This is a genomic window from Paraburkholderia sp. FW306-02-B (assembly GCF_058782725.1).
The window spans coordinates 222,162-247,392 of record NZ_JBYSXZ010000002.1 but is presented as its reverse complement, the minus strand read 5'-3'; the positions used below and the strand labels follow the sequence as shown (position 1 = coordinate 247,392).

Sequence of the window (25,231 nt, the reverse complement as noted above, 5' to 3'; positions counted from 1 at the left end):
GTAGGTCCGAGTTATGAAGCTCACGCTCGACCACAATGTCATCATCGACTTAGCAAGTGGCTCTATCAATATCGCCCGCCTTCGCGAGATCCTTGCAAAGAGCGAGCAACGTAACCTGTCAGAAGTCGCTGCCCGTAGTCAGTAAGACTGGAATGTTCGCCGATTCAGACGATGGCGACGCGAGTTCGAGTGACGACTGAAAGTCCGCTATCCGGGCGGAGCCGACGCTTGAGTGTCCGTCTGAGCGCGCAGACGAACGACTGGAGTTGGCCGGCCACTGCCTAACGGCGATCGGCAGCACGCGACCCAATTCGGCCGTTCGCCTCGTATAAACGCCACGGCAGCTTCCAGGCTATAACGGTCGTTCACGCGGTCATCTCTGCCAGCGCGTACTCGACACTGAGCGGTCCATCGCACCGCAGGTGATAATTTCCGTTGAACCTTAAGCAGACGCATTACTCACGAGTTGCCTTGCAAACCCGTTCGACGTCCGGAACGTTGTGGACGTTGCATCGTGGCGAGCAGCCCGAACAATTGAGCGGTGCGGCGTGTAACTTCGCGCACCGGGCGAGATCGGTGGCCGTTATGATAGCCATGTGGCCCCCGGCTTCATGTATTTTCGTCAAGGCCAGTACCAATCGCATCGGCGACACCTGCAATGAAATCAGGGTCGGACTGACAGACCCACTGCGTGAGATCTAAAAAAATTGTCAAGATGTTATGTCACCCGGGCACGCGGCTTGCCTGATCTTTTTAAGAACGTTAAAACCACGCCTCATTAACTGACATGTGGTCTATGGTGCTATCACTCCGCTATTTGGGAGTTTTGGGAATCTGCGCTTTGTTCGCGGCTTGCGGACAGATTGCGTCCGAACATGCTGCGTGCAGAGTTGATTCCTGTCGCATGCGACACGAGATGTTGCAATCCGGCGAGGCGTCATGGTATTCGGCAACGTTCCAGGGGCATCTGACCGCAAACGGAGAACGCTATGATGGCGGCGCATTAACGGCTGCCCATCGAACATTGCCGCTCGGCAGCTATGTGCGCGTCAGTTCGTTGGCAACAGGAAAGTCGGTTGTCGTGCGTATCAACGATCGTGGACCATACATCAAACACCGAATTATCGATCTCTCTTATGCCGCGGCGAAGACCTTGGGTTTGACAGACGCACGGTCGATGCAAGTACGGATTGAACGTGTAGAGAGCACGGCGAGCACACAGACGGAGTCGGACGGCGGCGGAATCTTGACGACGGGAAACGGCAGTCGGTAGAAAACACGCGGGGCGTCAACGGCGTTGTGGTTCCGGGTCGTAAAAAAGCACCCCAGCGACTTCGCCACCAACAGTAATGGCGTCGGACATTGGAAGCGAACGCAAGACCGTTCAGTGCGTGTGCCCAGCCATGCTGCAAACGGGCACATCGCAGGTCTGCCAGATCGCGGGTGCTCTATCGTAATGGTCCGCTCCCTGTGTAGAACGGACGTCTGAGTGTCCAACTGGGTCGATTGGCAAATGGCTGGAGATGGCCGACAATGGCCTGTTGACGGCGGCGCTCTCCCCATTGCCCACGGTCCTCATCGCGTTGCCGGTGCTTTTCAGGCCCCCTCTTTTCGACGCATACGGGCGGGGACTGGCCGGCTGCCTTCCCGTCACCATGACCCGTCGAGATGTCCCGAAAGGAAAAGGGCCAACTAACAGCAGAGATCTCTGCCGAGATACGCAGCGACCGCCTTTGTCAACGCGATGCCGTGCAATTCCTCCGGCGATGCCAGATGCGCGGCGACAATCTCACGATTATCAAGCCGCAGCTCGGGTATGCAATCGAGGTGCAGTTCAAAGAAATGCACCCGGTCTCTTCGCCCGTCCCAAATGCCGCAGGCGCTGCCCGCGGGGAGTAATGGGTACGACGACAGACCAATCTCCTCCTCCATTTCACGCTGCGCCGCTGCATCAGGCGTCTCACCGGGCCGGACACTACCGCCGGGAAAATTCCACTCGGCCCGGTACGATGATTTCACAAGCAACAGCGCCCGCCCGACGTAGATTGCTACTAGCGCGCCCTCATGGCGAGGCCGTCGAAGATACCACCAGGCGCGAGCGAACCGGAATCCGAGGCGAAGCGCCATGCGCCAGACAGAGTCGATAAGCATAGCCGGTCGCACTCGCTCAAGGCTCGACATGAGGTCTCTCCTTTCCTTTCATGGTCAGAGGATCTTCCGGGTCGCCGCGTTAGTGCGGCTTAGGTCATTCAGCGTCTGTCACGCCACTGCTTGGAAACCGTAGTTTAGCCAGCAGCTGCTCTCGCTGGGGATAGCGACTGTCAACAATTCAAGGGCGTGTGTCGACCGGCCGTTCATGGCCGGTCACCGCCTGACGGCGATCGGCAGCACGCGACCCGAAGCTGCCCGGCGCATCGCTCGTTAGCGGACACCGACCGGCCACGATGCCGGGCTATCAATTTATGTCCATGCAATAATTTCATGCCCGAAGTGGCCGAGCAAAGCGGCATGGAGCCGTCGAGCCCCGTCCAGAACCGGCACGGCCTCACGCGAACGTTCAACCCCACTCAGAGGAAGGTTATGCCAGATTTCACACACCTGTTTATGTTCGCTCTCGTGGCGTTAGGAATGGTCCTTTCTCCCGGGCCAAACATGATTTACCTGATTTCCCGCTCTATTTGTCAAGGCAAGCGTGCAGGACTTATTTCATTGGGCGGTGTCGCCATTGGCTTTGTGATCTACATGCTCTGCGCGGCATTTGGAATCACAGCATTGATATTCGCGGTGCCGTACGCTTATGACGCCCTCCGCTTTGGGGGCGCGCTGTACCTTCTGTATCTCGCCTGGCAAGCAGTTAAACCTGGCGGGCGGTCTGCTTTTGCGGTACGCGATCTTCCAGTTGATACCCCGAGGAAGCTTTTCGCGATGGGGCTCGTCACAAATCTCGCAAACCCGAAGATCGCTGTCATGTACTTGTCGCTGCTCCCACAATTTATTACTCCGGGCCACGGGAGTGTTCTCACCCAATCGTTGGCACTCGGCAGCGTCCAAATTTCGATCAGCCTCGCAGTAAATGCTCTCATCGCCGTGATGGCCGGATCGATTGCCTCATTTCTTTCGGGACGCCCTCTCTGGCTTTTGGTGCAGCGCTGGCTCATGGGAACCGTCCTTACAGGGTTAGCTGTACGAATGGCATATGAATCTAGAAAGTAATGTTCGAGTCCTGCCCATCGGGAGACTTTGATGGTCAAGGGGGCCATGCTTTGGCGGCTGGGTCGATCTTGAAACGCTCCACGCAATGCCGAGCGTTACCACGCGCTCCGATTGAAAATCATCTAGCGGGCCTCCACCGCCGCCCTGACCGACGACAGGCATCCCCGCTTCTGCCGATTGTGCGATCTACGGCGCTTCCGTTGAGTCGAGAAGACGGGCGGCTTCACGCCTCGCCTGCTCGGCCTCACGCGGTCGCTGGATCTGACTGTAGAGCGTACCCAGGTTGCCGAGTGTCCGTGCTTCATCCTGACGGTAGGCCACGGGATTATCTCGCGACAGAGTCCGGTAAAGATCCAGCGCGTTCCGGTAGGCGTCTTCCGCCTCGCGCGGGCGCCCGGTGTGACTGAATAGGACACCTAGATTGTTCAGCGTTCGCGCCTGGTCCGGCTGGTAGGCAGTGGGGCTTTCTCGCGCGAGCGCGCGATAGATTTGCAACGCATCCTGATAAGCCTGCTGCGCTTCCTTCGGCCGTTGCGTGGCACGATAGAGCGCGCCAAGATTGGTGAGCGTGCGCGCCACGTCGGGCCGATAGAGTGCTGGACTCTTCCGGGCAAGCTGCTGCCGGATCGTTAGCGCTTCCTTGTAGGCATGCTCTGCTTCGGGGCGTTGCTGCATAGCGCTATAGAGGTTCCCGAGATTGTTGAGCGTACGCGCGAGAGCCGGGCGATAGGCCGCGGGGTTGCCGCGCGCGAGAGCTTGCTGGATATTTAGCGCCTCGCGATATGCCTTCTCCGCATCGCTCGTGCGTTGTGTGGCGCCGTACAGGATGCCGAGGTCGTTAAGCGTCGTCGCGATATCAGGCTTGTAGGTCGTGGGGTCGCGATAAGCCAATGCACGGTCGATGTCCAGCGCTTCGCGGTAGGCATCCGCGGCTTCCTTCAGGCGCTGTGTATCGCGATATAGGACGCCGAGGTTGTCAAAAGTTTCTGCCACAGCGGGCCCATAGGCCACTGGGTTCTGTCGCGCCAGTACCCAATAAATCTCCAGCGCGCGCAGATACGCGAGCTCCGCCTCCTTGGGCCGTTGCATCCCAACGTATAGGTTGCCAAGCTTGTCCAGCGTGCGCGCAATCTGGGGTTGGTAGGCGGCGGGCTTCTCCTGCGCAAGCACGTGATAGCGCGACAGCAGCGTGCGGTAAATCGGTTCCGCACGTTCGAACTCGCGTTGCTCTTGCAAAGTGTCGGAAAACGCAGTCGCAATGTCGGAGTCTTCCGGTTGCAATGCGTAGGCCTTTTCCAGATACGGCAGTGCATTCTGCGGCGTGAAGCGCAGCAACTCGATTTCGCCAGCCTCATAACAATGCGCCGCGAACACCTGCACGGTCCTCTGTGTTTCGGCAAGCAGCCTGGTCATCAGTTTTGATGCACTGTCCAGATCGACGCGCTCGAGCGCTTCGTATATCTGCGGTTCAAGAGGGTCGGAACTTCGTGCGATCGACGATCTGCTCAGCAGATCCTCGTAACGTGCGGCCCATTTCCGGGCTTCGGCTACCAGGTCTGCATCGGGCCGCGCCCTGATTTGCTCGGCAAGGTGCTCGATTAGCGGTTCGATGTTGGTGAACGCGGTATCGGTCTTGCGCTCAATGCGGCCCGATCGCGCATGTACGGCAGCCAGCATCACGTTCGCCGCTCTCGCGAGCGAGACTATCTGGGCACTGGAGAGTCTGGCGCCCTTCACCGCGTGGTTCAACTTGGTGGTCATGCGGTTGAAGGTTCGGACGGGGAATCCACAATCGGCCTGTACCTTGAGGCCGTCCTCGACATCGACCTCGGACAATGCCGGAGAACACGAACTCGCAGCGTCCGCAGCCAGGTATCCTCCGGACAGCACGGCCATCGCCAGACCCGACAGAATCTTGCGCGCACTCATTTCCCTACGCGGGCCTGCAGTCAGATCAGGCCCGCACCTGCATACGATTGACGACGCCCCCGATAGCATCCAGACACCCGCCGTCTTGTTCCGTCTGCCGTCTTTCGGCCTTGGTCGCCACCCGACCTGCTAGCGTGATCCTGTGGTTTTCCATCTGGAACTTCAGGTGTGGTTCGCGTTCGAAGGCTGCCATCACCTGCTTCAAGACCGTATCGCTGCGTTGCATGACCTGCCTCGCGCAAAGGTTGGGTGGCGCAGCGCGCTTGATGCCGCACTGCGCAAACCTTGCCGTATCAGGCGGGCGCCGGTCAGCTTGGCACACCATGCATGCGACGGGCGAAGCGTGCCCGCTCGGCCCGGTCCATCAGATCCAGGAAATGATCCGTGCCCATATGAATCAGCGCTTCATGATCGCCGGCCTCGAAATACACGTCCGGTTGCTGGGCGAGGCTCTCGTCAAGATAGGTTCGCATGCCATAGGCCGTACATACCGGCGGCAGCGCTCCTACGTCGCAATCCTTGAACAGTTCCCGCAGATCGACCTCTTTGGCCAGCAGGAGGTGGCGTCCGGTCTGTGCCCAAAGCTCGGACAACCGCACGGCGTAGGTCGATGGCAGCACAGCCGCCACATAGCCGTGCTCGTCTTCAAAAAGCACTGTCTTGGCGAGGCGATCGCCGGGAATATGCGCTGCCGCCGCGGTTTCGATGCTGGAATGGCTGTGCGGATGATGCACGATTTCGTACTGGGAGCCCTTGCTGCGCAGGCAGTCCTGGAGCGTGGCAGAAATCGACATGACGCACCTCCTCGGGAAGGAAACGGGAGATTATTGCGCGAGATTCCTTAAGAATAGTTCGCTTTCGCTCGCGTGTGAAAAACATGCTGGCGACAGCGCCGTAACTGCGTGGGCGTGACGACGAATGGGGCGATGCCCCCATACGGCACACGGGTCCGTTTTCGCCAATAATGGCCCCAGATCCACTACTGGACGACGGCGACCATGGGTTACAGCTTGGCTGTTCTCGCTGTTGCCCCTATGGTTTCCGCAACATCTGTTTGGACGTGGTACACCGATCCTCCCAATCCTCTGCCACCTGCTGGATTTTGGCAGACGGTTCATTCGATCGTCCCCGTATTCGCTGTGGCGGGTGCCATTGCAGGCCTGACATTCTGGCTCGCGGCCGGTCGGCATTTCCCCAGGCTCAGTGACCAAGACCGCTCTTGGCGATCTGCTGCTCCACGAACTGGGCGAACAGTGCATGCAGACGCGTCGTCGGATGAAGGTCGTCGGCGAACATGTACGTCTGGTCGGCATTGGGCGCCACGTAGGTAATCGGCGAGCACAGCAATGCCGTCGCATCGGGTGTTTTCCCAGGGTCGCAGGCGACGCTAGTGTTTGGCACTACGAAGCCATTGGCCTGAAAGTTCACGATGATCTGGTTCACCCATGTATAAGAATCGATCTGGACGACCTTGCCTTGCAGGCCATTGGCCTGCAAGGCTGCGTTTAAGCTATCGTTGAAGATTTGCGATAACTGAGTCAGGTTTGCCCCGCCATCGGGCGAGGCAACGCCTTTGGGCGATAGTCCGACATTCGGAACATTGATCACCACGACGTGAGTGGCGCCGTTCTGGACGATCTGTCCGACAACTTGAGCCAGGGTGGTTGCCGCCGTCTGAACGGTCTGCGCCGCAGCCGGCAGCGCCCCGGCGCGAAGCACGTCGTTCGAGCCAGCCCAGACCAGCACCAGTTGATTGGAGCTAAAGCTCCCGTGGGCGGCCAAATAGCTCGAAACCTGCTGATTGACGGGCATTTCGATGTCGCCGATTACGTCGGCAAGAAAGTCGTACTGGTTTGCCGGCGTTGCCACCGTGGCGCCACCCTCCGCATAGCCGAGGCCGCTTTGCGCACTCAATTTATGAGTGATGTCGATGGTAAACGCCGCGCTTAGCGTATCGCCGTAGTATTGCGCGACATCCTGAGTCCACACTTGCCCAGGGTTGGTCGTGAAACGCCCCCCGCCCAGCGCGCTCGCGATCGGCGCATAGGTCCCGACGTCCGACAGGCTGTCGCCGAACGAGACAACTTGCAGATGAATGCCGCCCGCCGGGATGGCCGCGCCACTGCCGTTACTCGAGCCGCCTCCATGCCCGCCGCACGCGGTAAACAGCGAAATCACCACGGCAAGAATTGCAGCACGTACCTTGTCGTTTCTTCCCTGCATAGCTCCTCCCCGCTGGTCGGCCGGACAGTTGCCCTCACGTGGCGGGCTTATCGCCAGCCTGCATATCGCTCTTGCGATAAGTTACCTTCGTTGAGCAAAAAGGATGCCCTATCGTCCTGATTTCACACTTCCTGCGGGCATTGAAGGGGCGCCCATCTGCGAAAAATTATCGAAGATGCCCTGCGCCGGGCACCCGCTAATGGGTGTCGACGATCTTGGCCGGAGCGTCGACCGTCCCTTCGTGGCCGGTCGCTGCCTGTCGCCGGTCGGCGGCAGTCGACCCTCAACGGACGGTGCACCAGGCGGCACCTAGTCGGCAGCTTACTGGGTACAACGGTCATTCACTCCTTCGAGTCGCTCTGCAGGTCACCGGCCAAGCGGCTGTTCGCGACAGCAACACGACTTGGCGAATGTCCGCTGAGGGGCCGCACGCGGGCACCTTCATTGCGTGATGCGCCGCATGCAGATTTATGCCTCATTGGCCCGCGTTCTCGAATGGCAGCGTCCAGACGGTCACAGTGTTCGTGTTGTCGTCGACCGCCGCAAAGCGCACGAACTCATGCTGCGGCTGTGCGAACGCGATTCCAAACGCACCGTCTGGCGCCGGGTCGATGGAAAGCTGCGCGACAAAGCGGCCTTGCGGCGTGAATTCGACGATTTCGCTCGGCTGTTTCGGATCGGCGTTGACCGCGTCGCCGTTCGCGACGAACAGATGGCCGTTCGGTCCGAGGGTCATCGCGATCGGGCCGCGCAGATGGGCGTTGTCCGCGTAGATCACCACACCCTTGCTGCCGTCGTGCCGCGAGTTGCCCGCACCGAAGACGGCGAAGATCGCGTTGTCGGCGGTCGACGCGACATACAGCACGTCGCGCTGCGGATCGTAGGCGAGTCCGGTCGGTCCGACGACCAGTGCTGCCGGATCGCTGCGGAATGTGTAGCCGGAGGCGATCTTCGTGGCATGGTTCAGATGAACGCCGCCGCCGTCGACGCTGACGTCCAGCCTCGTGACGGTACCATCTAACACGTTCGACACAAATACCTTCGCGTGATCGCCCTGATCGAAGATCGTCAGATCCCAGGGACCGTTGATCTTTGCCATCGTGGGCGTCCATTCCGCAATTTGGCTGCCGCTTCGATTGATCACCAGCAGCGAGCCGGGCTGGATCGTTGCGGACGTGCCGTCCTTGGTCGGTACGCTGCCGACCAGCACGAAGCCGGCCCTGAGCACACCGAGCGCGGTGCTCAGACCGAGACGCGCAGGACCCTGGAAGAACGTGACCGGTTGGTCGTGCGGCACGATCTTGACGATGGTCGTGCCTTTGCCCTGAAGGTTGCCGGCGCTCTGCGCGTTGTTGAAATTGGACACGAGCAGATCGCCTGCGGCGATCGTGCCGAAGCGGGGGAAGCCGTCCGGCACAAAGACGGCGCCGTACGGATTGAGGTCGCCGTTGGCGGGCACCGTCGATGAGGTGACGAACGAGGGCGGCAGCAGCGGCATGAGCTCATCAGCAACAGCGGCGCCCGCTGCGGAAAGCGCGAGACCAGTGCCGTATAGCGTGACCAGCAGCAGGCGTTTCAGTGCGCGGCCTTTTCCACGGGCAACGCGCTGGCAGGGTTGCCGGTCGATTTTCGGAGTAAGACTTTGTATGACGGGATTCATGACTTGGCTCTCCACGAAAGCTGCGGGGCGGACGCGTCTGTTGTCGCTGCACGCATCGCGTGCCGGCCGCCGCTAGCAAATTTCGCCCGTGTCCGCGCAACGGACACTAGCACCGCAGTCCTGCGACTCAAACGCGGGTCGCACAGCGTCGGCAGCGGTGGGGCGAATCACGCAAACCAGGCAAAAGCAGACCCGTTGCCAGCGGGAGCGCTGCGAGCGAGGCATGCGTCATGCGCAACGAGAACTGGATCGTCCGCTGGCAAACTCGAATGCGGGCGAAGCGTGCGCAGTAAACGGCTGGCACGGGCAAATATTCCAGCGTGACTGGCCACACCGGGGTCGCTTGCCACGCCAATTTTTGAGTTGATGCAGTTGTTTGCCGCTATGGATCGCGACGTTCGCCCGGTTACGCCCGCCTCCTCGCGCGAATACATCGCCCGTCATCTCGGGTTCTGATCCATGCGCCGGCGTTGGGCGTTCGTAACCTGCAAAAGCGCTTTCGCGACTCCAGTTTTCTCGATAGCAGATGCTCGCTGACGATCAGTTGCTCGTCACCTTCGTGCTAAAACGAGCCCTCTATTACGCTCACGAATGTCTCGTCGGAAGTGCGTTGCTTACGGCAACACGCCCCGAGAAGGCTGTGTTCCGGCTGGACCGCATGGGCGCTTCGGCCCCGTCTGCCAGGAAGGGCATCTTATCTTTTGATTGTCAATGTGCTGGAGCACTAGCGCGGATCTATAACAGTATTGCGGCCCGAAGACAACGTGCTGCCTGCTCGCCGGCCCCGGCGTCGGCAATTCAACCTTGGAGGTTTAGCGAATACAGCCTGATGAATCCATGCTTTGTCGGTTCGAATCTCGATTAGCCAAGTATCGGAGGTAATCATGGAGTTCGAGTACCGCGGCTGGGTCATTGACGCAACCCCGGATTTCTTGCTGGGTCAGTTCTTTGCGCACGCGCGACTGATCCGCGCGTCACCTGACGATGATGCGGACACTGAAATGCACATCGAGCGCAATCTTGCCTGGTTCGAAAATCAGGACGAGGCGATCCAGGTTGCGCGCCAACGGGCAATTGAGTGGATCGACGCGCGCGAAGGTAACATTACCAGCCCGGACACTGATTCATCTATACAGACCAAGACCCTGGTCAAGTGAAAGTCCGGATACATCACCCTGGTGTCAGACGACTGGCCCTGTGGCCATTCGGCAACGCCCGCGGCCGCGATTAAGATAGGCCCGCCCCACGGTAGATGCGGCAATGCGGCCTCCCGCATATATTCAGACGAGATACCTGATTGCTTCAGAAACGCGGATGTGTACGATGGAACCACCGTCAGCGCCCCTTGCGCGACGTGTGTGTTTCGGGCCGCAGCACTGTCTGCGGCTTTTTTTACAGGCGGAATCTCTTCAGCGCTTACCAAACGTTGCCGGGAGGGGCCGGCGTGCGACGATGTCGGCCAGTTGGCGCGTGGGGCTAGCGTCGTCTATTTGGCTTGTTCGGCCGAGTTATGGATGGCCTGGCCACCTTTCGATATGTCCTCGCCGGCTCCAGCTACCGTGTTGCAACCCGCGAGGAGAGTGGTGCTGGCGATCAGAAGCAATGCAATGAGTCGTGTCATGTTGCCTCCTTCGAGAAAGCCTTGGTGTCGGCATCGGCGCCGACACCAGATGGGCATGGGTGTCGAGGGTTCATCGGGACCACCGCATGCAAGCATGCTTGCATGAATCTTATTCTAAACGCGACGTGGGCCAGCAACGGACTTACGTAAGACCTGAGGTTCGAAACGCGACTCCTTATGGCGCTCAAAAGAGCGCGCCATCTTCGCCCTTAACGGTTCATTTACTGCGTCGAATCCGGACCCGGGAATTGACTCCGTTCGAAAGGCTGACAGCCCACTATGCCCGGGCGAAAGCTCCCTTGTCCGCCCCCTTTCGAATATCACCGCTGACCGGCCGGTTCTGGCCGTTTACACCTATTCAATCTGTCGCTGGCCATTCTGGGTATCGTGGTGCTGAATTCGTTTCGCACTATCCACGATCGATTGGTGCCGTTGAATATGAGGCACGCAATTTGCTGCTGTCTCAATGACCGGCTGGAGTCCATGGTGCTGCTAATCCGACGACCAGGTCCGGGGTTCTAGACAGTCCCAGGAGGAATGGGTGATGAAACTCACCAGGAAACACATTGCAATCGCGGCGTCGGTCGTACTGCTGGCGATCGGTGCGCCTGGATGCAAACGGGCGGATAACAGCACCGATGCCGGCGGCGCAGCGACAGGGTCCAGCGGAACGATGAACAACCCCGCAGCCGCCGGAGCCATGAGTTCGGGTGGCGGCGCGGCAGCAGCCTCGGGCGCAAGCCAGTGACAGGGCCAACTGGGGGCGCCCGGAGGCGTCACTCACGGCACGGTGCCAGGGCTGTATTCCGCAGTCGTACACGACATCTCCGGGCGACCGACAAGCGGAGGAATCGCGGTCTCCCGGGCTGGAAGCAGGAGATCGCATCATGAAATCCAGATTCCACTATCAGGCCAACATCTGCGGTGGCGATTTTCAGCACGTCAGAGACTGTTTTGTCGAATGGAAGCGGCAACCGCTCGTGTATCACCAGAGTCAGCCGATGTTCGAAGGCAAACAGGAAGTCCGTCCGCTGTCGGACAGCGCGTTCGGTAATGGGGAAGTGGCGCACACCGTGCTCACGCAAGTGTGCGATCCGCGAGACCCGTATGCATTGGCAGCTGAAATCCGCGACGGCGAACGCGACATGTGGCTTGTCATGGCTGCCTACGACGAATGAGATTCCGGGCAGCGGATGAGGCTTGCGTTGAACGCGCCGTTTTCTCCCGATACGCGGGATGACGGCAGTTCCATTTTCCGTCCGAAGATTGCCATCCCGGTCGGGTCCGCAAGGCTGCTATATGCCGGCGTTGAGTATGAGGTGGAGTTGCACGCAGCTCTCACGCAGGTGCATCCGGTACGTCGAGAAGCGTATCGTCGACCATCCGGTTCGATGGAGCATTCGCCTTGCTGCGTCGTCGGGTCTCCCCGTCCGGAGAGACATTTTCTGACCTGTTCTTACGGGCATTGCCGCACAACGTTCCGTTTCACGATTTCCATCGCGTAACTGCTGATCTGGTGGTCGGAAAAACGGTTGGGAACGCCACACCGCGAATCCAGCGACGTGTCGTGATGGGACTTCGCCACCCGCGACACCCGGATGAACAGAGCCGACCGTCGTCTGCGATTCCCGGGTACCGGGGTGGCTCGCAATGTGCTGCAAGCCTGAAAAGCGGACCGGGCTGCCGGTTACCGAAACGTGGGAGAAAGCCATGCCATCTGGAGCAAAACATCCCTCCGCTGTAGATCTGGCGCGTTGCCAGATTGAGTATTTCGTTGAACTGGCGCGGGCCAGTTCGCACATTGCCAGTACGCACTCGTCCGCCACGCAACGGGCAGCGATCGCCGAGACGTTCAGTGAATTTGTGGAGTGCCACGGAGCGCAGGATTTTTCGGTGTTTGTTGAACTCCTCGCTCGCCGCCTCGAGGAAAGGCGGAGTCCCGAAGCAGCGAGCGCAGTTCGCCACGACCTTCGCCTGCATCTCAGCGTAGCGCTGTAGTTTCGCAAACCAATCTGCGGAGTGCCCGGCAGACCCATGGAAAGTCGGGACGTCGACCGGCACGCGTACCAGACGCTGCGCGTGAGCCGCTGAAGACCGCGCGCAGCCGGACGCGCTTTAGCCTGCGCGAGGCGGGCGCTGGTTTCGGATGACGCCGTCCCCGCGCCGCACACCGACGCGAACCTGAAAAACCCCTAGGGCATCGCTTTCAATCCGAAGGGCTTCTTCTGGGTCGCGGACAATGCAACGTTGGTCGCCACCCCCGAACACCATCTTCGGAATGTGGTGAAGGCCTGCGGAGTCATGTTTGTCAGGCATCGAACTCCGCCAGGAGTTGGCAAGCCGGATATTTGCATCACAGCCCTTTCATATTCCCGTCCGGACATCACCGACCGTCAAGACGGTCGGTGCCTCCAAGGCGTACGACACGCGAGACTTCGTCCAACATTGCCGCGCGCAACGTGACGCCGCACGTGGCACGCAGCGATGAGTGCCGGGGTGGCAGGCAGTGCGAACGATGGCCGCGCTTCGCGGCACGCGAACTACCATGTGAGCCAGGTCCCCTGGACACGCATCGAAGAACATTTCCGCTGGAGCATCACCGTTCACCGGAGTTGCCAGACTATATATCGAGGGATGAGGTGCGTCGGTCAGCACTTCGTTCTGACGATAGTGTGGCCAGCAAGCTGACGTCGCGAATACTGAGCGCGATGCCACGAGAGCGGCGCGATGAGCCGCCGACATGCACACGCCACGCGACACCATCCCGCTACTTGCCTGCGGGAAATCCATATCGCAGCAACGAATCTTGCCTATAGTGAGACAGTGTCCTCCTTCCTGTGACGAACCGCCGTTTCGGCGTCGTATCTTTGAGGAGTTGCCATGCTTACTTCAAGACTTAATCTTCGGCCTGCTTACTTCGCGTTGAAGCAAGTACTCGCCGCAGGAATTCTGTTGTGCGCCGCCGCGAGCGTTGCTTACGCGTCGAGCCATCGCGAGGCGCCGCTGATTGCAACGATGCCGAAGGTGGATGGCACCGACTTCTACATGTTCAACAGCTATGAGCCGAACCGACGCGGCTACGTGACGCTGATCGCGAACTACTCGCCTTTGGAAGACGCCTACGGCGGCCCGAATTACTTCGCCCTCGACCCCAACGCGCTGTACGAAATTCACATCGACAACGTCGGCGACGGCAGAGCGCACCTGACGTTTCAGTTTCGTTTCAAGAATACAGTGGGCAACGTCGCACTGAACGTCGGCGGCAAGCAGGTGGCGATTCCGCTCGTTCAGGCGGGCCCGGTGTCAGCGGGCGATTCATCGAAGCTGAACGTTAACGAAACGTACACGCTCAAGGTATTGCGTGGTGCCTATCACGAAGATTCTGAGGAAGTGGTCACGGGCCCGGGCGGCATTACGACCTTCACCAAACCAACGGACTTCATAGGGACCAAGACGTTTGGCAGCGTAAGCGGTTATGCCAGCTACGCGCGGCAATATGTGTACACGATCAACATTCCCGGGTGCGGTGCTCCAGGGCGCGTTTTTGTGGGCCAGAGAAAGGAGTCGTTTGCGGTGGCGCTCGGCAAGACGTTTGACTTGCTTAACCTTAATCCTCTGGGTCCCCTAAACGGTAACCCGAACGATCTGTCCGACAAGAACATCACCTCGATCGCGCTCGAGGTTCCGACCCAGTGTCTGATCGGCGAGCGCGGCACGCCGGTTATCGGTGGCTGGACGACGTCAAGCATTCGCAAGGAGAGGCTGAGCGATAACGACGCAGCAGGAATATCAGAGAGGGGCTGGACGCAAGTTTCCCGGCTCGGTATGCCGCTGGTTAACGAACTCGTGATCGGCTTGAAGGACAAGGATAAATTCAATAATTCAAAGCCCGCGAACGACGGGCAGTTTGCGGACTATGTGACGAATCCCACGCTTCCCGCGTTGATCGAGAGCCTTTTCCCGGGGGCCAAAGCGCCTACAAACTTCCCGCGCCTCGATCTGGTTTTCACATTCCTCACAGGATTTCAGGGACTCAATCAGCTGAGAACGGTCACACCATCCGAAATGTTGCGTCTGAACACGTCTATTCCGCCCACGCCCAAAGGCAGTCAGAAGAATCTGGGGGTCCTGGCAGGCGACAACGCGGGATTCCCAAACGGACGGCGGCCAGGGGACGACGTCGTCACGGCATCACTCAGGGTGGTGATAGGCGTGCTGTGTACGTTCAATAAGCCGGGAATTTTCGGCTGCTCGCCGTCCGACGCTCTGGCCGGAGCGGCTCCGCTGACAGACGGCGCGGCAATCGACGACAGCGTATTTGACAATTCCTTTCCTTATCTGACCACACCGATCCCGGGTGCGATGAATTGATAACCGGGCAAGCGCAACCTGAATGGGTCGCAGCAGACCATGATGCGGCGCGGGGTTCACCCTGTCGCCGCATGGCAGACCGAGGCGGCCATGGCGCTAAAAAGATCGACCGCCCTCAAGGTACTACGGGCCTATCGTTCGAACCGGACGCGTGTCGTTAAAAGGGAAACGAATGTGCGCCGCATCCTGTGCGTATCGTGCCTCTTCGTTGGACTGGCAGGCGCGTTGGTGAACGCGGCTCCAGTGCGGCCGCAACAGGACTCACAGGTGCTGGAAACGCTCCCGCCCCGTGCGCACGACGCACTTAACTCGGCCATCGCGAGCATGCACGCAGCCCTGGCTGCGGGCGGTCATAACTTCGAGCTGGCGGCTGAGCTCGCGAAGCGCCACCTGGAGCGTTTTCGGCGCGATCAAGACCCGCGCGACCTGGGCCAGGCCGAAGCCGCAATCGAACCGTGGCTCCGGCAGCCAAACCCACCGCCGCGCGCATTGGTGTTGCGTGCGAGCGTTCGGCAAAGCAACCATTTCTTTGCGAGCGCGCTCGACGATCTCGATCGCGCAATTCATGCCCAGCCGGACAACGTGGATGCGTGGCTGATCCGCGCGAATATCCTGCAAGTGCAAGGCCGCTACCTGGAGGCCCGGCAGAGTTGCGGTCGGCTTATCCTGATGAATACCGCCATCGCGGGGATATGCCTCGCCAATGTGGCAGCGGTCAGCGGCAGGCCCGAGCAGGCTTATCTCCTTTTGCAACATCTTGCCGCCCAGATACCGCCCACAGATTCGCTCTACACCTGGCTGATGGTCAGTCAAGCCGAAACGGCAGTCTGGATGGACAAGCAGGAAGCCGCCGAACAGTTCTTCCGCAAGGCGCTGGTCGCCAATCCGCGCGACGCATACCTTAAAGCAGCCTGGGCTGACTTCCTGCTCGACCGGAACCGGCCCAAGGAGGTCCTCGCCCTGCTCGCGGCCGACGTCCGCAACGACAACCTGCTCCTTCGCCTGGCGCTGGCAGAGAAACAGGCAGGGCTGAATGCTGATCTGGCGCCTCACGTCGAAGATTTGCGAAGCCGGTTTGCGGCATCCGCCGAGCGGGGTGATCGCGTGCATCTGCGTGAGGAAGCCATTTTCAACCTGAAACTCCTTAACGACCCGGAGAAAGCGCTCAGCCTGGCCGAGGCTGACTGGCAGGTGCAAAAGGAGGTCGCGGATTGCCGGATCCTGATGGAGGCGGCAATCGCCGCCCGGCAGCCTGCCCGCGCCGCTCCCGCGATGACGTGGCTGAAGACCGCGCGATTGCGCCATCCGGTCTTGACGTCACTCGAGGCGCGGCTGGCAAGCCTTGTCTTTGGGACCGGGTTCGCGATGCAGGCGACGCGCGGCGAGCCGTCTGCATGAAACCGCGAGCGTCCGGGTGGGTTGCTCTCTTCATGTTGTGCTGGGCTGCCGCGGTGCAGGCGCACAAGCCGAGCGACAGTTATCTGACGCTTACAGTCAGCGACAAAACCATTGTGGGTCGATGGGATATCGCACTTCGCGACCTGGACAATCCGCTTATCCTCGATGCCGACGGGGACGGCGCGCTGACGTGGGGAGAGGTCCGCGTCCGCGAAGCGGACATCAAGTCGTATGCCTTCACGCGGATCAAGCTTACCGGTGACGGGCGAACGTGCGCGATTCATCCCGGCGACATGCTGATCGACCACCACAGCGACGGCGCGTACGCGGTGCTCGCATTCGAGGTGGCCTGTCCAACTCGACCGACCCGGCTCGGCATCGACTACCGTTTGTTTGCCGACGTCGACACACTGCACAAGGGCCTAGTGCACGTCGTGAGCAACGGCGCGACAACGACGGCTATTCTTGGGCTCAGTCATCCGACCGAGATTCTGGACATACGCGGGAAGGGAGTCGGGCGCGCCTTCATCGATTTCGTTGGCGAAGGCATGTGGCACATCTGGCGCGGCTTCGACCACGCCTTATTTCTCCTGTCACTGATGTTGCCGGCCGCTTGCGTGTTGCACGGGAAAAAGTGGTTCCCTGCTGCCTCCCCGGGTGCCGTGTCAATCGATGTATTGAAGCTCGTCACCGCGTTCACGGCTGCACACGCAATCACGTTGTCTCTTGCCACGCTTCAGGTGGTGGCACTGCCGTCGCGTTGGGTGGAAGTCGCTATTGCCGTGACGATCCTGCTTTCCGCGCTCAACAATATTGTTCCGCTGGTACGCAGGCGCCGTTGGCTGGTCGCGTTTTCTTTTGGCTTGATCCACGGCTTCGGTTTCGCAAGCGTGCTCACCGATATGGCCCTCCCGAGATCCCTTCTTGCGGCCGCCCTTGCCGGGTTCAATATCGGTGTCGAATTGGGGCAGATCTCACTGGTCCTGCTGCTATTGCCCATTCTTTACATCTATCGGTCAAGTCGTTGGTTTCGCCTCACTACCCTGTACGGCGGATCGGCAGCCATCACGGTTTTCGCGAGCTTGTGGATTTATGAACGAACGACCGGGCTGACAGTGCTTGCACTTTAGATGCCATTGACGGCCATTGAGATGACCTAGGAGAGGAGCAACGCACGTTGAGTGATACTGAGAACGAGAAGCCCGATTGCCGCGACCCAACTGCCCGCGACGCGCACGGCAATGGCGATCCAGGTGGGCCTTAGCCGCAGCACGAACGAGGTCGCCGCAACCGTGTAGGCGATCAGGATGAAGCTCGCGACCACCATGCCCGCGATGAAAACACCTGGGCGGATTTGACCCACGATGGCCAATCCGTTTCCGTACCCGTGGGTCAGGCCGAACCCGACCGATAAAATCAGGATCAGCCATGACGGCAGCGTAAAGGCAGCCGCAAGGAGGGAACCCAGCAACACGGCCGAAACGACGTTGAACAGGAGAACACCGCGCAGATCCGGAACTGAAAGGGCGGTGCACGCGCCGGCCGCCATGGCGGCCGGAAACGCCCAAAGCACGAATTCACATCGCTTCAGGCCGTTCTGCCCGGCCAGCGCGCCGAGCACCAGCATGGGCAATACATGTTCCGGCGACGTCAACGGATGCAGCATCCCGGCGTAAAAATCGCCCGCGCCCTGGTACACCGCGTGTGCTTCGGCTGATGCAAGCAACATCAGCGCACTCAGACCAGCAGCGGCTTGCCGGACCATCCGGTGCAATGCGCGCATGCGTCACGCTCCCCGAATCGCATACGTGAGGAAATAGACACCGCAGCCGGAGATGAGGGCTCCGCCTGCCCGCAGTGCATAGCCGCCCGCCTTCCAGCGATTGACTGTGCCAGTCAGGATGCCGAGTGCATGAAGTGTGCCGGTGGCCGCAACGAAGCCGATCGCGTAGGTCATTGCGTTCGCGGACCCGGGTAGTTCCGCTCCGTGTGCGTGTCCATGGCAGATGGCGAACACGGCAACCAGCAGACCCGCAATCCAGAGCGGCGGCGTCAACGCAAGTGCCACCGCCGCACCGAGCGCCAGTGCCGATAGCGCGATGCCGACCTCGATCCCCGGAATCGGGACGCCCAGGCCGCCGAGAACAGCGCCGAAGGCCATAACGATCGGGAACGTGACCGGCAGCACCCAAATCGCCGGTCTCCCCAGCTGGGCACCCCACAATCCAACTGCAACCATCGCGACGACATGATCCAGGCCGGAAATCGGGTGTCTGAAACCGGCGAGCAGGCCGCCGGATATGTCGCCTTGGCCGATATGCGCGAATGCGATGACCGGAAAAAGACACCCATATCCGAATACAAGTCCCGCGTGGATCGCGCGTCGCATTCCGAAAGTCATGATGATCCTTTCGAGGTGTCTGCACCCGCCTGACACCGGACTGAGCACGCATCGGACCTGGCTTTTCCCGGCTTCGTCAAGTCATCTGCTGGGGCGTCATCCGTGGACTATCCAGCGTTCCCCAACACTATAGGTCGCCTGCAGCGAGTCGCCAACGGCGTTGGTGTGCGGATCGGAATCTGGGAAGGTTGTGAGGCAAACTTCCGGCTTGCCAGCTCCTGCCGGAATTCAATGCCGAACAAACACAACGCTGCGCGCCGGCACCGCATGCCGACGATATCGTTCGGGGTGACGATCCGGCGGGCCTATAAAGACGGACTGAAGCAACGGGGCAGCCTGGCGCCTTTGGGCACCCCTAGTTATGGACTGCTCTTCGATCGGTGGGCGTGTCGGTCGGCATCCCCGTCCCGGACGGAAGCGCCTCCACGTAAGCAGCTACTGCGCGAAATTCCTGCTCCGACATGTTGATGCAGATCGCCTTCATGGTTGTACCACGGGGCCTGTCTTCGGTGCGCTGGTAGACCAGCAGCTGCTTCACGACATAATCCGCATGTTGACCAGCGAGGCGAGGAAATGGACCCGCCCCCTCGCCGTGCTGTCCGTGACATGAAATGCATGCCGCCACGTTTCTGTCCGGCAGGCCGGATGCGAATATCGTCCTCCCCTGGTCGATGAGCATGCGATCGCCCGGCTCACCCGGAGCCGCGGGCTGATCCGAAAAATACGTGGCAATCTCCTCGATCTGCGCGTCGCTCAAGTGAGTAAAGCCCCACATGAATCTTTTGGCATTCGGATCAGCCCGGCTATGCGACTTGAAGTCCGTTAACTGATCGATAAGGTATTGCCGCTGTTGACCTGCCAGCTTGGGAAACATCGGTGACACCGAGACGCCGTTCGCGCCATGACAGTTCGAGCAAACCTGCAGGGCTATTGTCTTTCCGGCGACCGCCGGGTTGTCGATCGACCGGGACCGTTCGAGGTCGTGACAACCGGACCCCGCCAGCAACGTCGCAAGCGAAACGAATTGCACTACTTTTCTCATGTCACGAGCCCCCTGCCACCGATACCGCCTTTGGGTCGCCGCCGCTGCGCGACAAGGCGCAGCGCGGCCGGCTCCACCGTTCAACGACTCGCGTTCGTTTCTTATTCCGGGCGCACGAAGGTCCTTCAGGTTTCAGAAGAATGTCTCGACCAGGCGAGTCGGGAAGGTTGGAGAAATCTCACCATGACGCGGCCCACACATATAGAAACAGCGTGTCGTTATCTCCTGCGTTTCGCCCGTTACCGTCATAGTTAGTAGCGGCGCCAAGGTATTTAGTGAGGTGTGTGTACTGCAAGCCAACGCGAACGTATTGCACCGGAATCCAGAATATCTCGGACGTCCAGCCTTGCGTGTTGGGATGAAAATTCGCGCTGTTGGCGTAAGCCACGCTGTCGGGGCTGCCCGTTGTATTGAAGAAGGAAAGGCTCATGCCGTACTTCGACTGGTAGACGTACGACGCCTTAATCCGCAGCGTGTTCAGATTCGCCGACGTACTATCGCCGACCACGAAATTGTTCGGGTCGTGGATGTTCTCTCGAACATAGCGCGCTTGCGCGGTGATCGTGTGCGGTTCCAGCAGGTACTCGTACTTATAACGGACTAAACGATAGGCAACGCCGTTCTATTCCATCCGGAAATTGATTTTTTAGTAGGAGTCCTAGGCGAGTAGATGGGAGATCCGACCATCGCTTGCGCAGGGCCGCAAATTGGCCGCGGGGAAAGTGCACGACAGCTGCACGCACGATGTCAAGCTTCGCTGCTTGCAACGCGTTCAAGTACGCAACTGACAAGCGATGTGTTTGTTGCAGCTTACGACTTCAGCATTGACCTGATAGAGGCCAGGTGGCCCGGACTTTTCGCCACTCCTGAGAGGTCATCCTGTGGATCGGCTGGAGCGCGGCCGTCGCAAACGCGTCGCCACGCGCCTTTGCGACGGCGGCGCTCTCACGTTCCTGGCAGGGATGGCTTGTGAGTTTGCATATTTGCAGGATCCGGAACTTATTCATTCCCGCGCAACTCGCCGTCAGTGACGAGGCTGGTCCGTCCGTGCCACTGCCGGCCTGGCTGCGTCCTGTGGAACGATCTCCTCGGCCATAGAGAATGGCAAGGGCTCGGCAGGATCTCGTATTAGCGCCCGGCTTCATCGACGTGAAGAAGCCAGTCGGTAATGTTAGGCACATTGTCATCAACTGCCGCAAAGTGCACGAAATCATCGCGGATCTGCGAAAACGCGAGCCCGAATGCACCACCTTGCGCTGGGTCCACCGAAAGCTGCGCGACGAAGCGGCCTTGCGGTGTAAATTCCACGATCTCGCTCGGCTGATTCGGGTCGGAATTGATCGCGTCGCCGTTGGCCGTGAACAGATGGCCGTTCGGTCCGAGCGCCAGTCCGAGCGGGCCGTGCAGATGCGCGTTGTCCGCGTAGATCACGACACCTTTACCACCATCGTGGCGGGCGGTTCCGGCGCCAAATACGGCGAAAACCGCGTTGTCGACGGTGGAGGCAACGTAAAGCACGTCTCGTTGTGGATCGTAGGCGAGCCCGGTCGGACCTACGACGAGCGCTGCCGGGTCGCCGCGAAACTGGTAGCCGGATGCGATCTGGGTTGCGCCTTTCAGATTCACGCCGCTCTCGCTTATGCCAACGTCGAGCCGGACGACTGTGCCGTTGAGCACGTTCGATACGAACACCTTCGCCATGTTGCCCTGATCGAAGATAGTCAGGTCCCATGGGCCGTCAATCTTTGCCAACGCAGGCGTCCACTGCGCGACGACGTTACCGGTCCGGTTCAGGATCAGCAGCGAGCCCGCCTTGACCGTCGCTGAAGTGCCATCGGTGGTGGGAACATTGCCGACCAGCACGAAGCCAGCCTTGAGCACGCCCAACGCAGTGCTCAGGCCAAGGCCGGGGCCACCCTGGAAGAACACAACGGGCTTGCTGTTGGGCACGATCTTGACAATAGTCGATCCGGTGCCTTGCAGGTTGGCCTGATTGTTGAAGTTTGATACCAGCAGGTCGCCGGGACCGATTGTTCCAAAGCGAGGAAATGTTTCGGGGACGAAGGCGACACCGTAGGGATTGACATCTCCGTTTGGCGGAACCGTCGACGATGTCACCATCGACGGCGGCAACAGCGGCGTGAGGCCGCCGCCCGCGTAAGCGGCCTCGGGCAGCAAAGACGCAAGGCCTGCGCTGCATAGTACGAACAACAGCACGCGCTTGAACAGGTTGCACGCGCGACGTGCCGTACTGTAGTGAAGCCGCAACGAAATGAAGCGGCTGCTTTCTGCTACGTTTGTGGCGGATTCCATGACAGGGGTCTCCAGATGAACCGCAGGACAAGCAGGTCCACTCTCGTGGCGTACGCAGAAGCCTCGACTGCCGCATTGGACCTTCGCGCGACGGCGGTGCCGCTGCACTGCAAACGCCCGGGGTCCGGCTCTATGCACCGCCGCTCGCAGGCGTGCTGCCGCCGCCACCGCCACCTCCGCCCCCAGCGAGTTGAGGCTGACGCGCGCACTGGCAGGCATGGATATTGTCCGCAGGCTCCAGCCGGACGGCACGCCAGCCACTGCAATCCACCCACGCGAGACCTTTAGAAAGACCAGAGCGTGCCGTTAACAAGCGGTGGTCCAACAAAACGTGGACCGGGATCGGAGTCGTCCGTCAATTACTACCCGGTTCGGGGTCAACCAACGAACCGCGCCATGCTTTGGGCCACGACTTTCGGATGCGCACGTCGTCTACGGGCACACTGACCTCTCCAGTTTCCTTCTGCCCAATCTGCTCGAACAGATCACCCCGTCGACGTGCCGTTCCACATCGGAGCAATCGTGACCAGACAGAAAGGTACCCCAAGGCGTCGATACCTGTGGCGACGCAACGCAGGAGCAGACCAAGTCGAGCAGACGCCGTTGAACGTGCCCCCCGCGCGGCGCACCGCAATATTTGGTCTCGTCCTCGTTCTGTTGAGCGTGCCGCTTCTGGCCTTCTGGGGCGCCTATGAAAGCTTGAGCGCGGGTTTCGCCGCGCAAGCTGCCAACGAGGCGGATAAAGCGTTCGAGGAAGCCCGCTACTGCGTCGCCTGGGAGGAATCGGCCGAACGCAAGTACTTCCTGGACCCACGTCCGGAGGTTCTACGCGAGCACCACGAGGCCGGCCAGGCACTTGATGCGTCGCTGAAGAAGGCGATGGCACTTGAACCTGGCAGCAGCACGATGCTGCTCGGCCTACTGGAGAAGCACGCGAAGTATCAATCGTTCGCCAAGCCGATGTTCAAGGCCGTCGACGATCACGACATCGCGAGAGCCAATGAGATCGACAAGGATTCGGCCGATCCGCTTTTCGACAATATCGAGCAAAAGGTCCTCGCAGTAGCGGCACAGCACCGCGACGACGCGACGATGCAACTCGACCGGCTCGTTGCCGTGCAACGGATCGTCCTGATATCGACCCCTGTAGTCCTGGCGATCGGCGTGGGGCTCACGCTGTTGTTTCTTCAGATGCTGCGGCGTATTCGCAAGAACGCCGATGCGGCAGCCCAGGACGCGCTACGCACGAGCGAACAGAGGCTGCAGGCGCTCGTCGCCAACACGTCGGATGCAATACTCGTTTCCGACGTCAACGGGACCGTGACTTACGAGGCGCCGACGCGAAGACCGGATCCCTTGAACAACATGGGCCAGCTCGTCGGCACCAGTCTGCTCGATCCGATCCATCCCACTGACCGTCCCACGCTGCAGGGACTGTTGGAGACCGTGTCGTCGACGGCTCAATCCACGAAATCCATCGAGATCCGTACTCGAGGCGAGGGCGATGCGTGGCGCTATATTCAGCTTACCTTGACGAATCTGCTCGACGAACCGGCTGTCGGCGCGATCGTGGCGACAGCGAGCGACACCACCGAAAGAAAGAACTTCGAAGAGCAGCTCGCGCGACGGGCGTTCTACGATACGCTCACCTCGTTACCGAACCGCGCACTGCTGCTTGATCGTATTAGCCAGGCCGAAGCGCGCGCGGGTCAACGTAATGCGATGATCGGCGTCATTTTCATCGACCTGGACAACTTCAAGCGGGTGAACGACAGTCTCGGGCATCACGTGGGGGACCGGTTGCTGATCGCAGCGGCCAAGCGCCTCGAAGGATGCGTTCGCCCGACCGACACCGTCGCGCGGCTGGGCGGAGACGAGTTCGTCATCCTGCTGGAACACCTGGGGAGTGAAGCGACGAGCGAAGGGACCCTGGTCGCGGACAACATTCTTGCGCAATTCAGTCAACCGTTCGATCTCGACCACAAACAGTACATCGTCAGCGCGAGCGTCGGGCTGGCATTCGCGCACGCTGGCCGCGGCCGCGGCGATGCTGACACGTTGTTGCGGGACGCCGACGTCGCCATGTACCGGGCCAAGAACGGCGGAAAAGGCCGCTACGTGGTTTTCGAAGAGAACATGCACGCTGAAGCAGTCAAAAAGCCGGAGATTGAAACGGACCTGCGTTACGCGATCGAGCATCGCGAATTACGCGTGTATTTTCAGCCCATCATGCAGCTTCATGCGGCAGGGTTCCGTGAAATGGAAGCGCTCGTGAGGTGGCAGCACCCCACGCGAGGTTTGTTGCCGCCGTCCGAGTTCATTGCGATTGCAGAAGAAAGCGGCCTGATCATTCCGCTCGGACGATACGTACTGGAAGAGGCTTGCCGGCAAGTCGCCCGCTGGCAGCGGGAGTTCCCAACAGAGCCGTCACTGCAGATCAGCGTCAATCTCTCGCCTCGGCAGTTCGATGATCCCAACCTCGTTGCCGACGTGGCTGCGGCGCTGTCCGGTGCTCACATCGGCGCTGCCTCGCTGAAATTGGAGGTCACGGAGGGCCTGATCATGCGGGATACGGCAAACAGCATCGAGACGCTCCGAAAACTGAAAGATTTTGGTGTAACGATCGCAATCGACGACTTTGGTACGGGCTACTCATCGCTGAGTTATCTTCGCAAGCTGCCGCTGGATGTGCTGAAGATCGACCGATCCTTTGTTCAGTGCATTGGCACGAGTGCCGAGAACGACGCAATCGTTCGAGCCGTCATCTCCATGGCGCAGTCGCTTGGACTGTCCGTCACGGCCGAGGGCATTGAAACGAGCGAGCAGGCAAGGCTCCTTCGGGAATGGTCCTGCCAGGCTGGACAGGGCTATCTTTTTTCGCGGCCTCTGCCTGCGGAGGAGTTCACCGCCCTGTTTCGTACGCGTTCCCCCGGTTCCGGCCGCAGCCATTCCGCGGAGGACTTCGCCACGGAACTGCTCTGACCCACGAGCGGGTGCTGCAGGTTGAGCGTGTATCGGTCACCTCTGCCGCATCGCGATCTCACGAACCGCCACGCAATC

Annotated in this window: 23 protein-coding genes and 2 pseudogenes; 13 read left to right on the top strand and 12 right to left on the bottom strand. The window is 60.1% G+C overall.

All coding sequences use genetic code 11. From position 1 onward, the window contains the following. Positions 1-13: 13 nt before the first annotated feature. The gene (locus tag AC3WOG_RS22005) at positions 14-145 is read left to right on the top strand and encodes a hypothetical protein (RefSeq protein WP_454743288.1); all 132 of its coding nucleotides are present in this window, start codon (positions 14-16) and stop codon (positions 143-145) included. A gap of 771 nt (positions 146-916) precedes the next feature. Beyond that, positions 917-1,273: a septal ring lytic transglycosylase RlpA family protein gene (locus AC3WOG_RS22000; RefSeq protein ID WP_429358717.1), complete on the top strand. Its 357-nt coding sequence runs from the start codon at positions 917-919 to the stop codon at positions 1,271-1,273. Positions 1,274-1,692: 419 nt separating this feature from the next. On the opposite strand, the gene AC3WOG_RS21995 is transcribed toward AC3WOG_RS22000, so the two are convergent. Then, entirely contained in the window at positions 1,693-2,181 is a 489-nt protein-coding gene (locus AC3WOG_RS21995; RefSeq protein WP_492580068.1) for an NUDIX domain-containing protein, read from the bottom strand. 399 nt (positions 2,182-2,580) lie between these two features. Between AC3WOG_RS21995 and AC3WOG_RS21990 the strand changes: the two genes are divergently transcribed. Then, entirely contained in the window at positions 2,581-3,213 is a 633-nt protein-coding gene (locus AC3WOG_RS21990; protein WP_492582401.1) for a LysE family translocator, read from the top strand. Positions 3,214-3,399: 186 nt separating this feature from the next. Here AC3WOG_RS21990 and AC3WOG_RS21985 read toward each other — a convergent pair whose 3' ends face one another. The 5 genes from AC3WOG_RS21985 to AC3WOG_RS21965 all read right to left on the bottom strand — a co-directional run bounded on the left by AC3WOG_RS21985 (position 3,400) and on the right by AC3WOG_RS21965 (position 9,025). Next, a complete protein-coding gene (locus AC3WOG_RS21985; protein WP_492580067.1) occupies positions 3,400-5,109 on the bottom strand; it encodes a tetratricopeptide repeat protein in 1,710 nt (569 codons plus the stop codon). Between the two features lie 58 nt (positions 5,110-5,167). Continuing rightward, positions 5,168-5,368: a BON domain-containing protein gene (locus tag AC3WOG_RS21980; RefSeq protein WP_492580066.1), complete on the bottom strand. Its 201-nt coding sequence runs from the start codon at positions 5,366-5,368 to the stop codon at positions 5,168-5,170. An 82-nt stretch (positions 5,369-5,450) separates the two neighbouring features. Beyond that, complete coding sequence (locus AC3WOG_RS21975; protein WP_492580065.1) at positions 5,451-5,936, bottom strand: aminoacyl-tRNA deacylase; 486 nt, start codon at positions 5,934-5,936, stop codon at positions 5,451-5,453. A 406-nt stretch (positions 5,937-6,342) separates the two neighbouring features. Then, positions 6,343-7,365: an SGNH/GDSL hydrolase family protein gene (locus tag AC3WOG_RS21970; RefSeq protein ID WP_492580064.1), complete on the bottom strand. Its 1,023-nt coding sequence runs from the start codon at positions 7,363-7,365 to the stop codon at positions 6,343-6,345. A 475-nt stretch (positions 7,366-7,840) separates the two neighbouring features. After that, positions 7,841-9,025 (bottom strand): NHL repeat-containing protein, encoded by a 1,185-nt coding sequence (locus AC3WOG_RS21965; protein ID WP_492580063.1) that lies wholly within the window; start codon positions 9,023-9,025, stop codon positions 7,841-7,843. 884 nt (positions 9,026-9,909) lie between these two features. Between AC3WOG_RS21965 and AC3WOG_RS21960 the strand changes: the two genes are divergently transcribed. After that, the gene (locus AC3WOG_RS21960; RefSeq protein WP_492580062.1) at positions 9,910-10,182 is read left to right on the top strand and encodes a hypothetical protein; all 273 of its coding nucleotides are present in this window, start codon (positions 9,910-9,912) and stop codon (positions 10,180-10,182) included. 329 nt (positions 10,183-10,511) lie between these two features. Here AC3WOG_RS21960 and AC3WOG_RS21955 read toward each other — a convergent pair whose 3' ends face one another. Beyond that, on the bottom strand, positions 10,512-10,646 hold the full coding sequence (locus AC3WOG_RS21955; RefSeq protein ID WP_492580061.1) for an entericidin A/B family lipoprotein: 135 nt from the start codon (positions 10,644-10,646) through the stop codon (positions 10,512-10,514). Positions 10,647-11,190: 544 nt separating this feature from the next. Between AC3WOG_RS21955 and AC3WOG_RS21950 the strand changes: the two genes are divergently transcribed. The 8 genes and pseudogenes from AC3WOG_RS21950 (at position 11,191) to AC3WOG_RS21915 (ending at position 17,545) form a co-directional block, all read left to right on the top strand. Then, positions 11,191-11,394: a hypothetical protein gene (locus AC3WOG_RS21950; RefSeq protein ID WP_492580060.1), complete on the top strand. Its 204-nt coding sequence runs from the start codon at positions 11,191-11,193 to the stop codon at positions 11,392-11,394. 139 nt (positions 11,395-11,533) lie between these two features. After that, positions 11,534-11,824 (top strand): hypothetical protein, encoded by a 291-nt coding sequence (locus tag AC3WOG_RS21945; protein ID WP_492580059.1) that lies wholly within the window; start codon positions 11,534-11,536, stop codon positions 11,822-11,824. A 532-nt stretch (positions 11,825-12,356) separates the two neighbouring features. Beyond that, a complete protein-coding gene (locus AC3WOG_RS21940; RefSeq protein ID WP_492580058.1) occupies positions 12,357-12,644 on the top strand; it encodes a hypothetical protein in 288 nt (95 codons plus the stop codon). A gap of 135 nt (positions 12,645-12,779) precedes the next feature. Continuing rightward, positions 12,780-12,905 (top strand): annotated as a pseudogene (locus AC3WOG_RS21935) (TIGR03118 family protein); the annotation flags it as partial. A gap of 136 nt (positions 12,906-13,041) precedes the next feature. After that, positions 13,042-13,334: pseudogene (locus AC3WOG_RS21930) on the top strand (IS5/IS1182 family transposase); the annotation flags it as partial. A 192-nt stretch (positions 13,335-13,526) separates the two neighbouring features. Next, positions 13,527-15,017, top strand: a complete 1,491-nt coding sequence (locus AC3WOG_RS21925) for a DUF4331 domain-containing protein (RefSeq protein ID WP_492580057.1) — start codon at positions 13,527-13,529, stop codon at positions 15,015-15,017. Positions 15,018-15,284: 267 nt separating this feature from the next. After that, a complete protein-coding gene (locus AC3WOG_RS21920) occupies positions 15,285-16,415 on the top strand; it encodes a tetratricopeptide repeat protein (RefSeq protein ID WP_492580056.1) in 1,131 nt (376 codons plus the stop codon). After that, a complete protein-coding gene (locus AC3WOG_RS21915) occupies positions 16,412-17,545 on the top strand; it encodes a HupE/UreJ family protein (protein ID WP_492580055.1) in 1,134 nt (377 codons plus the stop codon). Before AC3WOG_RS21920 ends, AC3WOG_RS21915 begins: the two co-directional genes overlap by 4 nt. A gap of 26 nt (positions 17,546-17,571) precedes the next feature. Here the strand turns inward: AC3WOG_RS21915 and AC3WOG_RS21910 are convergent, their stop codons facing one another. The 5 genes from AC3WOG_RS21910 to AC3WOG_RS21890 all read right to left on the bottom strand — a co-directional run bounded on the left by AC3WOG_RS21910 (position 17,572) and on the right by AC3WOG_RS21890 (position 22,171). Then, positions 17,572-18,198, bottom strand: a complete 627-nt coding sequence (locus AC3WOG_RS21910; RefSeq protein ID WP_492580054.1) for a HupE/UreJ family protein — start codon at positions 18,196-18,198, stop codon at positions 17,572-17,574. A gap of 3 nt (positions 18,199-18,201) precedes the next feature. After that, positions 18,202-18,816: a HupE/UreJ family protein gene (locus AC3WOG_RS21905; RefSeq protein WP_492580053.1), complete on the bottom strand. Its 615-nt coding sequence runs from the start codon at positions 18,814-18,816 to the stop codon at positions 18,202-18,204. A 355-nt stretch (positions 18,817-19,171) separates the two neighbouring features. Beyond that, positions 19,172-19,858, bottom strand: coding sequence for a c-type cytochrome (locus AC3WOG_RS21900; RefSeq protein WP_492580052.1), 687 nt, complete (start codon positions 19,856-19,858; stop codon positions 19,172-19,174). 178 nt (positions 19,859-20,036) lie between these two features. Further along, a complete protein-coding gene (locus AC3WOG_RS21895) occupies positions 20,037-20,366 on the bottom strand; it encodes a hypothetical protein (RefSeq protein WP_492580051.1) in 330 nt (109 codons plus the stop codon). Between the two features lie 620 nt (positions 20,367-20,986). Then, positions 20,987-22,171, bottom strand: coding sequence for an NHL repeat-containing protein (locus AC3WOG_RS21890; RefSeq protein ID WP_492580050.1), 1,185 nt, complete (start codon positions 22,169-22,171; stop codon positions 20,987-20,989). Between the two features lie 609 nt (positions 22,172-22,780). Between AC3WOG_RS21890 and AC3WOG_RS21885 the strand changes: the two genes are divergently transcribed. Next, positions 22,781-25,153, top strand: a complete 2,373-nt coding sequence (locus AC3WOG_RS21885) for a putative bifunctional diguanylate cyclase/phosphodiesterase (RefSeq protein ID WP_492582400.1) — start codon at positions 22,781-22,783, stop codon at positions 25,151-25,153. Positions 25,154-25,231 lie beyond the last annotated feature (78 nt).

What these genes read in the sequence shown, in the direction of transcription:
- AC3WOG_RS21905 (WP_492580053.1), bottom strand. Translation starts at nt 18,816, where the DNA reads ATGACTTTCGGAATGCGACGCGCGATCCACGCGGGACTTGTATTCGGA.
- AC3WOG_RS21970 (WP_492580064.1), bottom strand. Translation starts at nt 7,365, where the DNA reads ATGCAGGGAAGAAACGACAAGGTACGTGCTGCAATTCTTGCCGTGGTG.
- AC3WOG_RS21980 (WP_492580066.1), bottom strand. Translation starts at nt 5,368, where the DNA reads ATGCAACGCAGCGATACGGTCTTGAAGCAGGTGATGGCAGCCTTCGAA.
- AC3WOG_RS21890 (WP_492580050.1), bottom strand. Translation starts at nt 22,171, where the DNA reads ATGGAATCCGCCACAAACGTAGCAGAAAGCAGCCGCTTCATTTCGTTG.
- AC3WOG_RS21940 (WP_492580058.1), top strand. Translation starts at nt 12,357, where the DNA reads ATGCCATCTGGAGCAAAACATCCCTCCGCTGTAGATCTGGCGCGTTGC.
- AC3WOG_RS21990 (WP_492582401.1), top strand. Translation starts at nt 2,581, where the DNA reads ATGCCAGATTTCACACACCTGTTTATGTTCGCTCTCGTGGCGTTAGGA.
- AC3WOG_RS21900 (WP_492580052.1), bottom strand. Translation starts at nt 19,858, where the DNA reads ATGAGAAAAGTAGTGCAATTCGTTTCGCTTGCGACGTTGCTGGCGGGG.
- AC3WOG_RS21960 (WP_492580062.1), top strand. Translation starts at nt 9,910, where the DNA reads ATGGAGTTCGAGTACCGCGGCTGGGTCATTGACGCAACCCCGGATTTC.
- AC3WOG_RS21925 (WP_492580057.1), top strand. Translation starts at nt 13,527, where the DNA reads ATGCTTACTTCAAGACTTAATCTTCGGCCTGCTTACTTCGCGTTGAAG.
- AC3WOG_RS21915 (WP_492580055.1), top strand. Translation starts at nt 16,412, where the DNA reads ATGAAACCGCGAGCGTCCGGGTGGGTTGCTCTCTTCATGTTGTGCTGG.
- AC3WOG_RS21985 (WP_492580067.1), bottom strand. Translation starts at nt 5,109, where the DNA reads ATGGCCGTGCTGTCCGGAGGATACCTGGCTGCGGACGCTGCGAGTTCG.
- AC3WOG_RS21975 (WP_492580065.1), bottom strand. Translation starts at nt 5,936, where the DNA reads ATGTCGATTTCTGCCACGCTCCAGGACTGCCTGCGCAGCAAGGGCTCC.
- AC3WOG_RS22005 (WP_454743288.1), top strand. Translation starts at nt 14, where the DNA reads ATGAAGCTCACGCTCGACCACAATGTCATCATCGACTTAGCAAGTGGC.
- AC3WOG_RS21965 (WP_492580063.1), bottom strand. Translation starts at nt 9,025, where the DNA reads ATGAATCCCGTCATACAAAGTCTTACTCCGAAAATCGACCGGCAACCC.
- AC3WOG_RS21995 (WP_492580068.1), bottom strand. Translation starts at nt 2,181, where the DNA reads ATGTCGAGCCTTGAGCGAGTGCGACCGGCTATGCTTATCGACTCTGTC.
- AC3WOG_RS21955 (WP_492580061.1), bottom strand. Translation starts at nt 10,646, where the DNA reads ATGACACGACTCATTGCATTGCTTCTGATCGCCAGCACCACTCTCCTC.
- AC3WOG_RS21945 (WP_492580059.1), top strand. Translation starts at nt 11,534, where the DNA reads ATGAAATCCAGATTCCACTATCAGGCCAACATCTGCGGTGGCGATTTT.
- AC3WOG_RS21910 (WP_492580054.1), bottom strand. Translation starts at nt 18,198, where the DNA reads ATGCGCGCATTGCACCGGATGGTCCGGCAAGCCGCTGCTGGTCTGAGT.
- AC3WOG_RS22000 (WP_429358717.1), top strand. Translation starts at nt 917, where the DNA reads ATGTTGCAATCCGGCGAGGCGTCATGGTATTCGGCAACGTTCCAGGGG.
- AC3WOG_RS21950 (WP_492580060.1), top strand. Translation starts at nt 11,191, where the DNA reads ATGAAACTCACCAGGAAACACATTGCAATCGCGGCGTCGGTCGTACTG.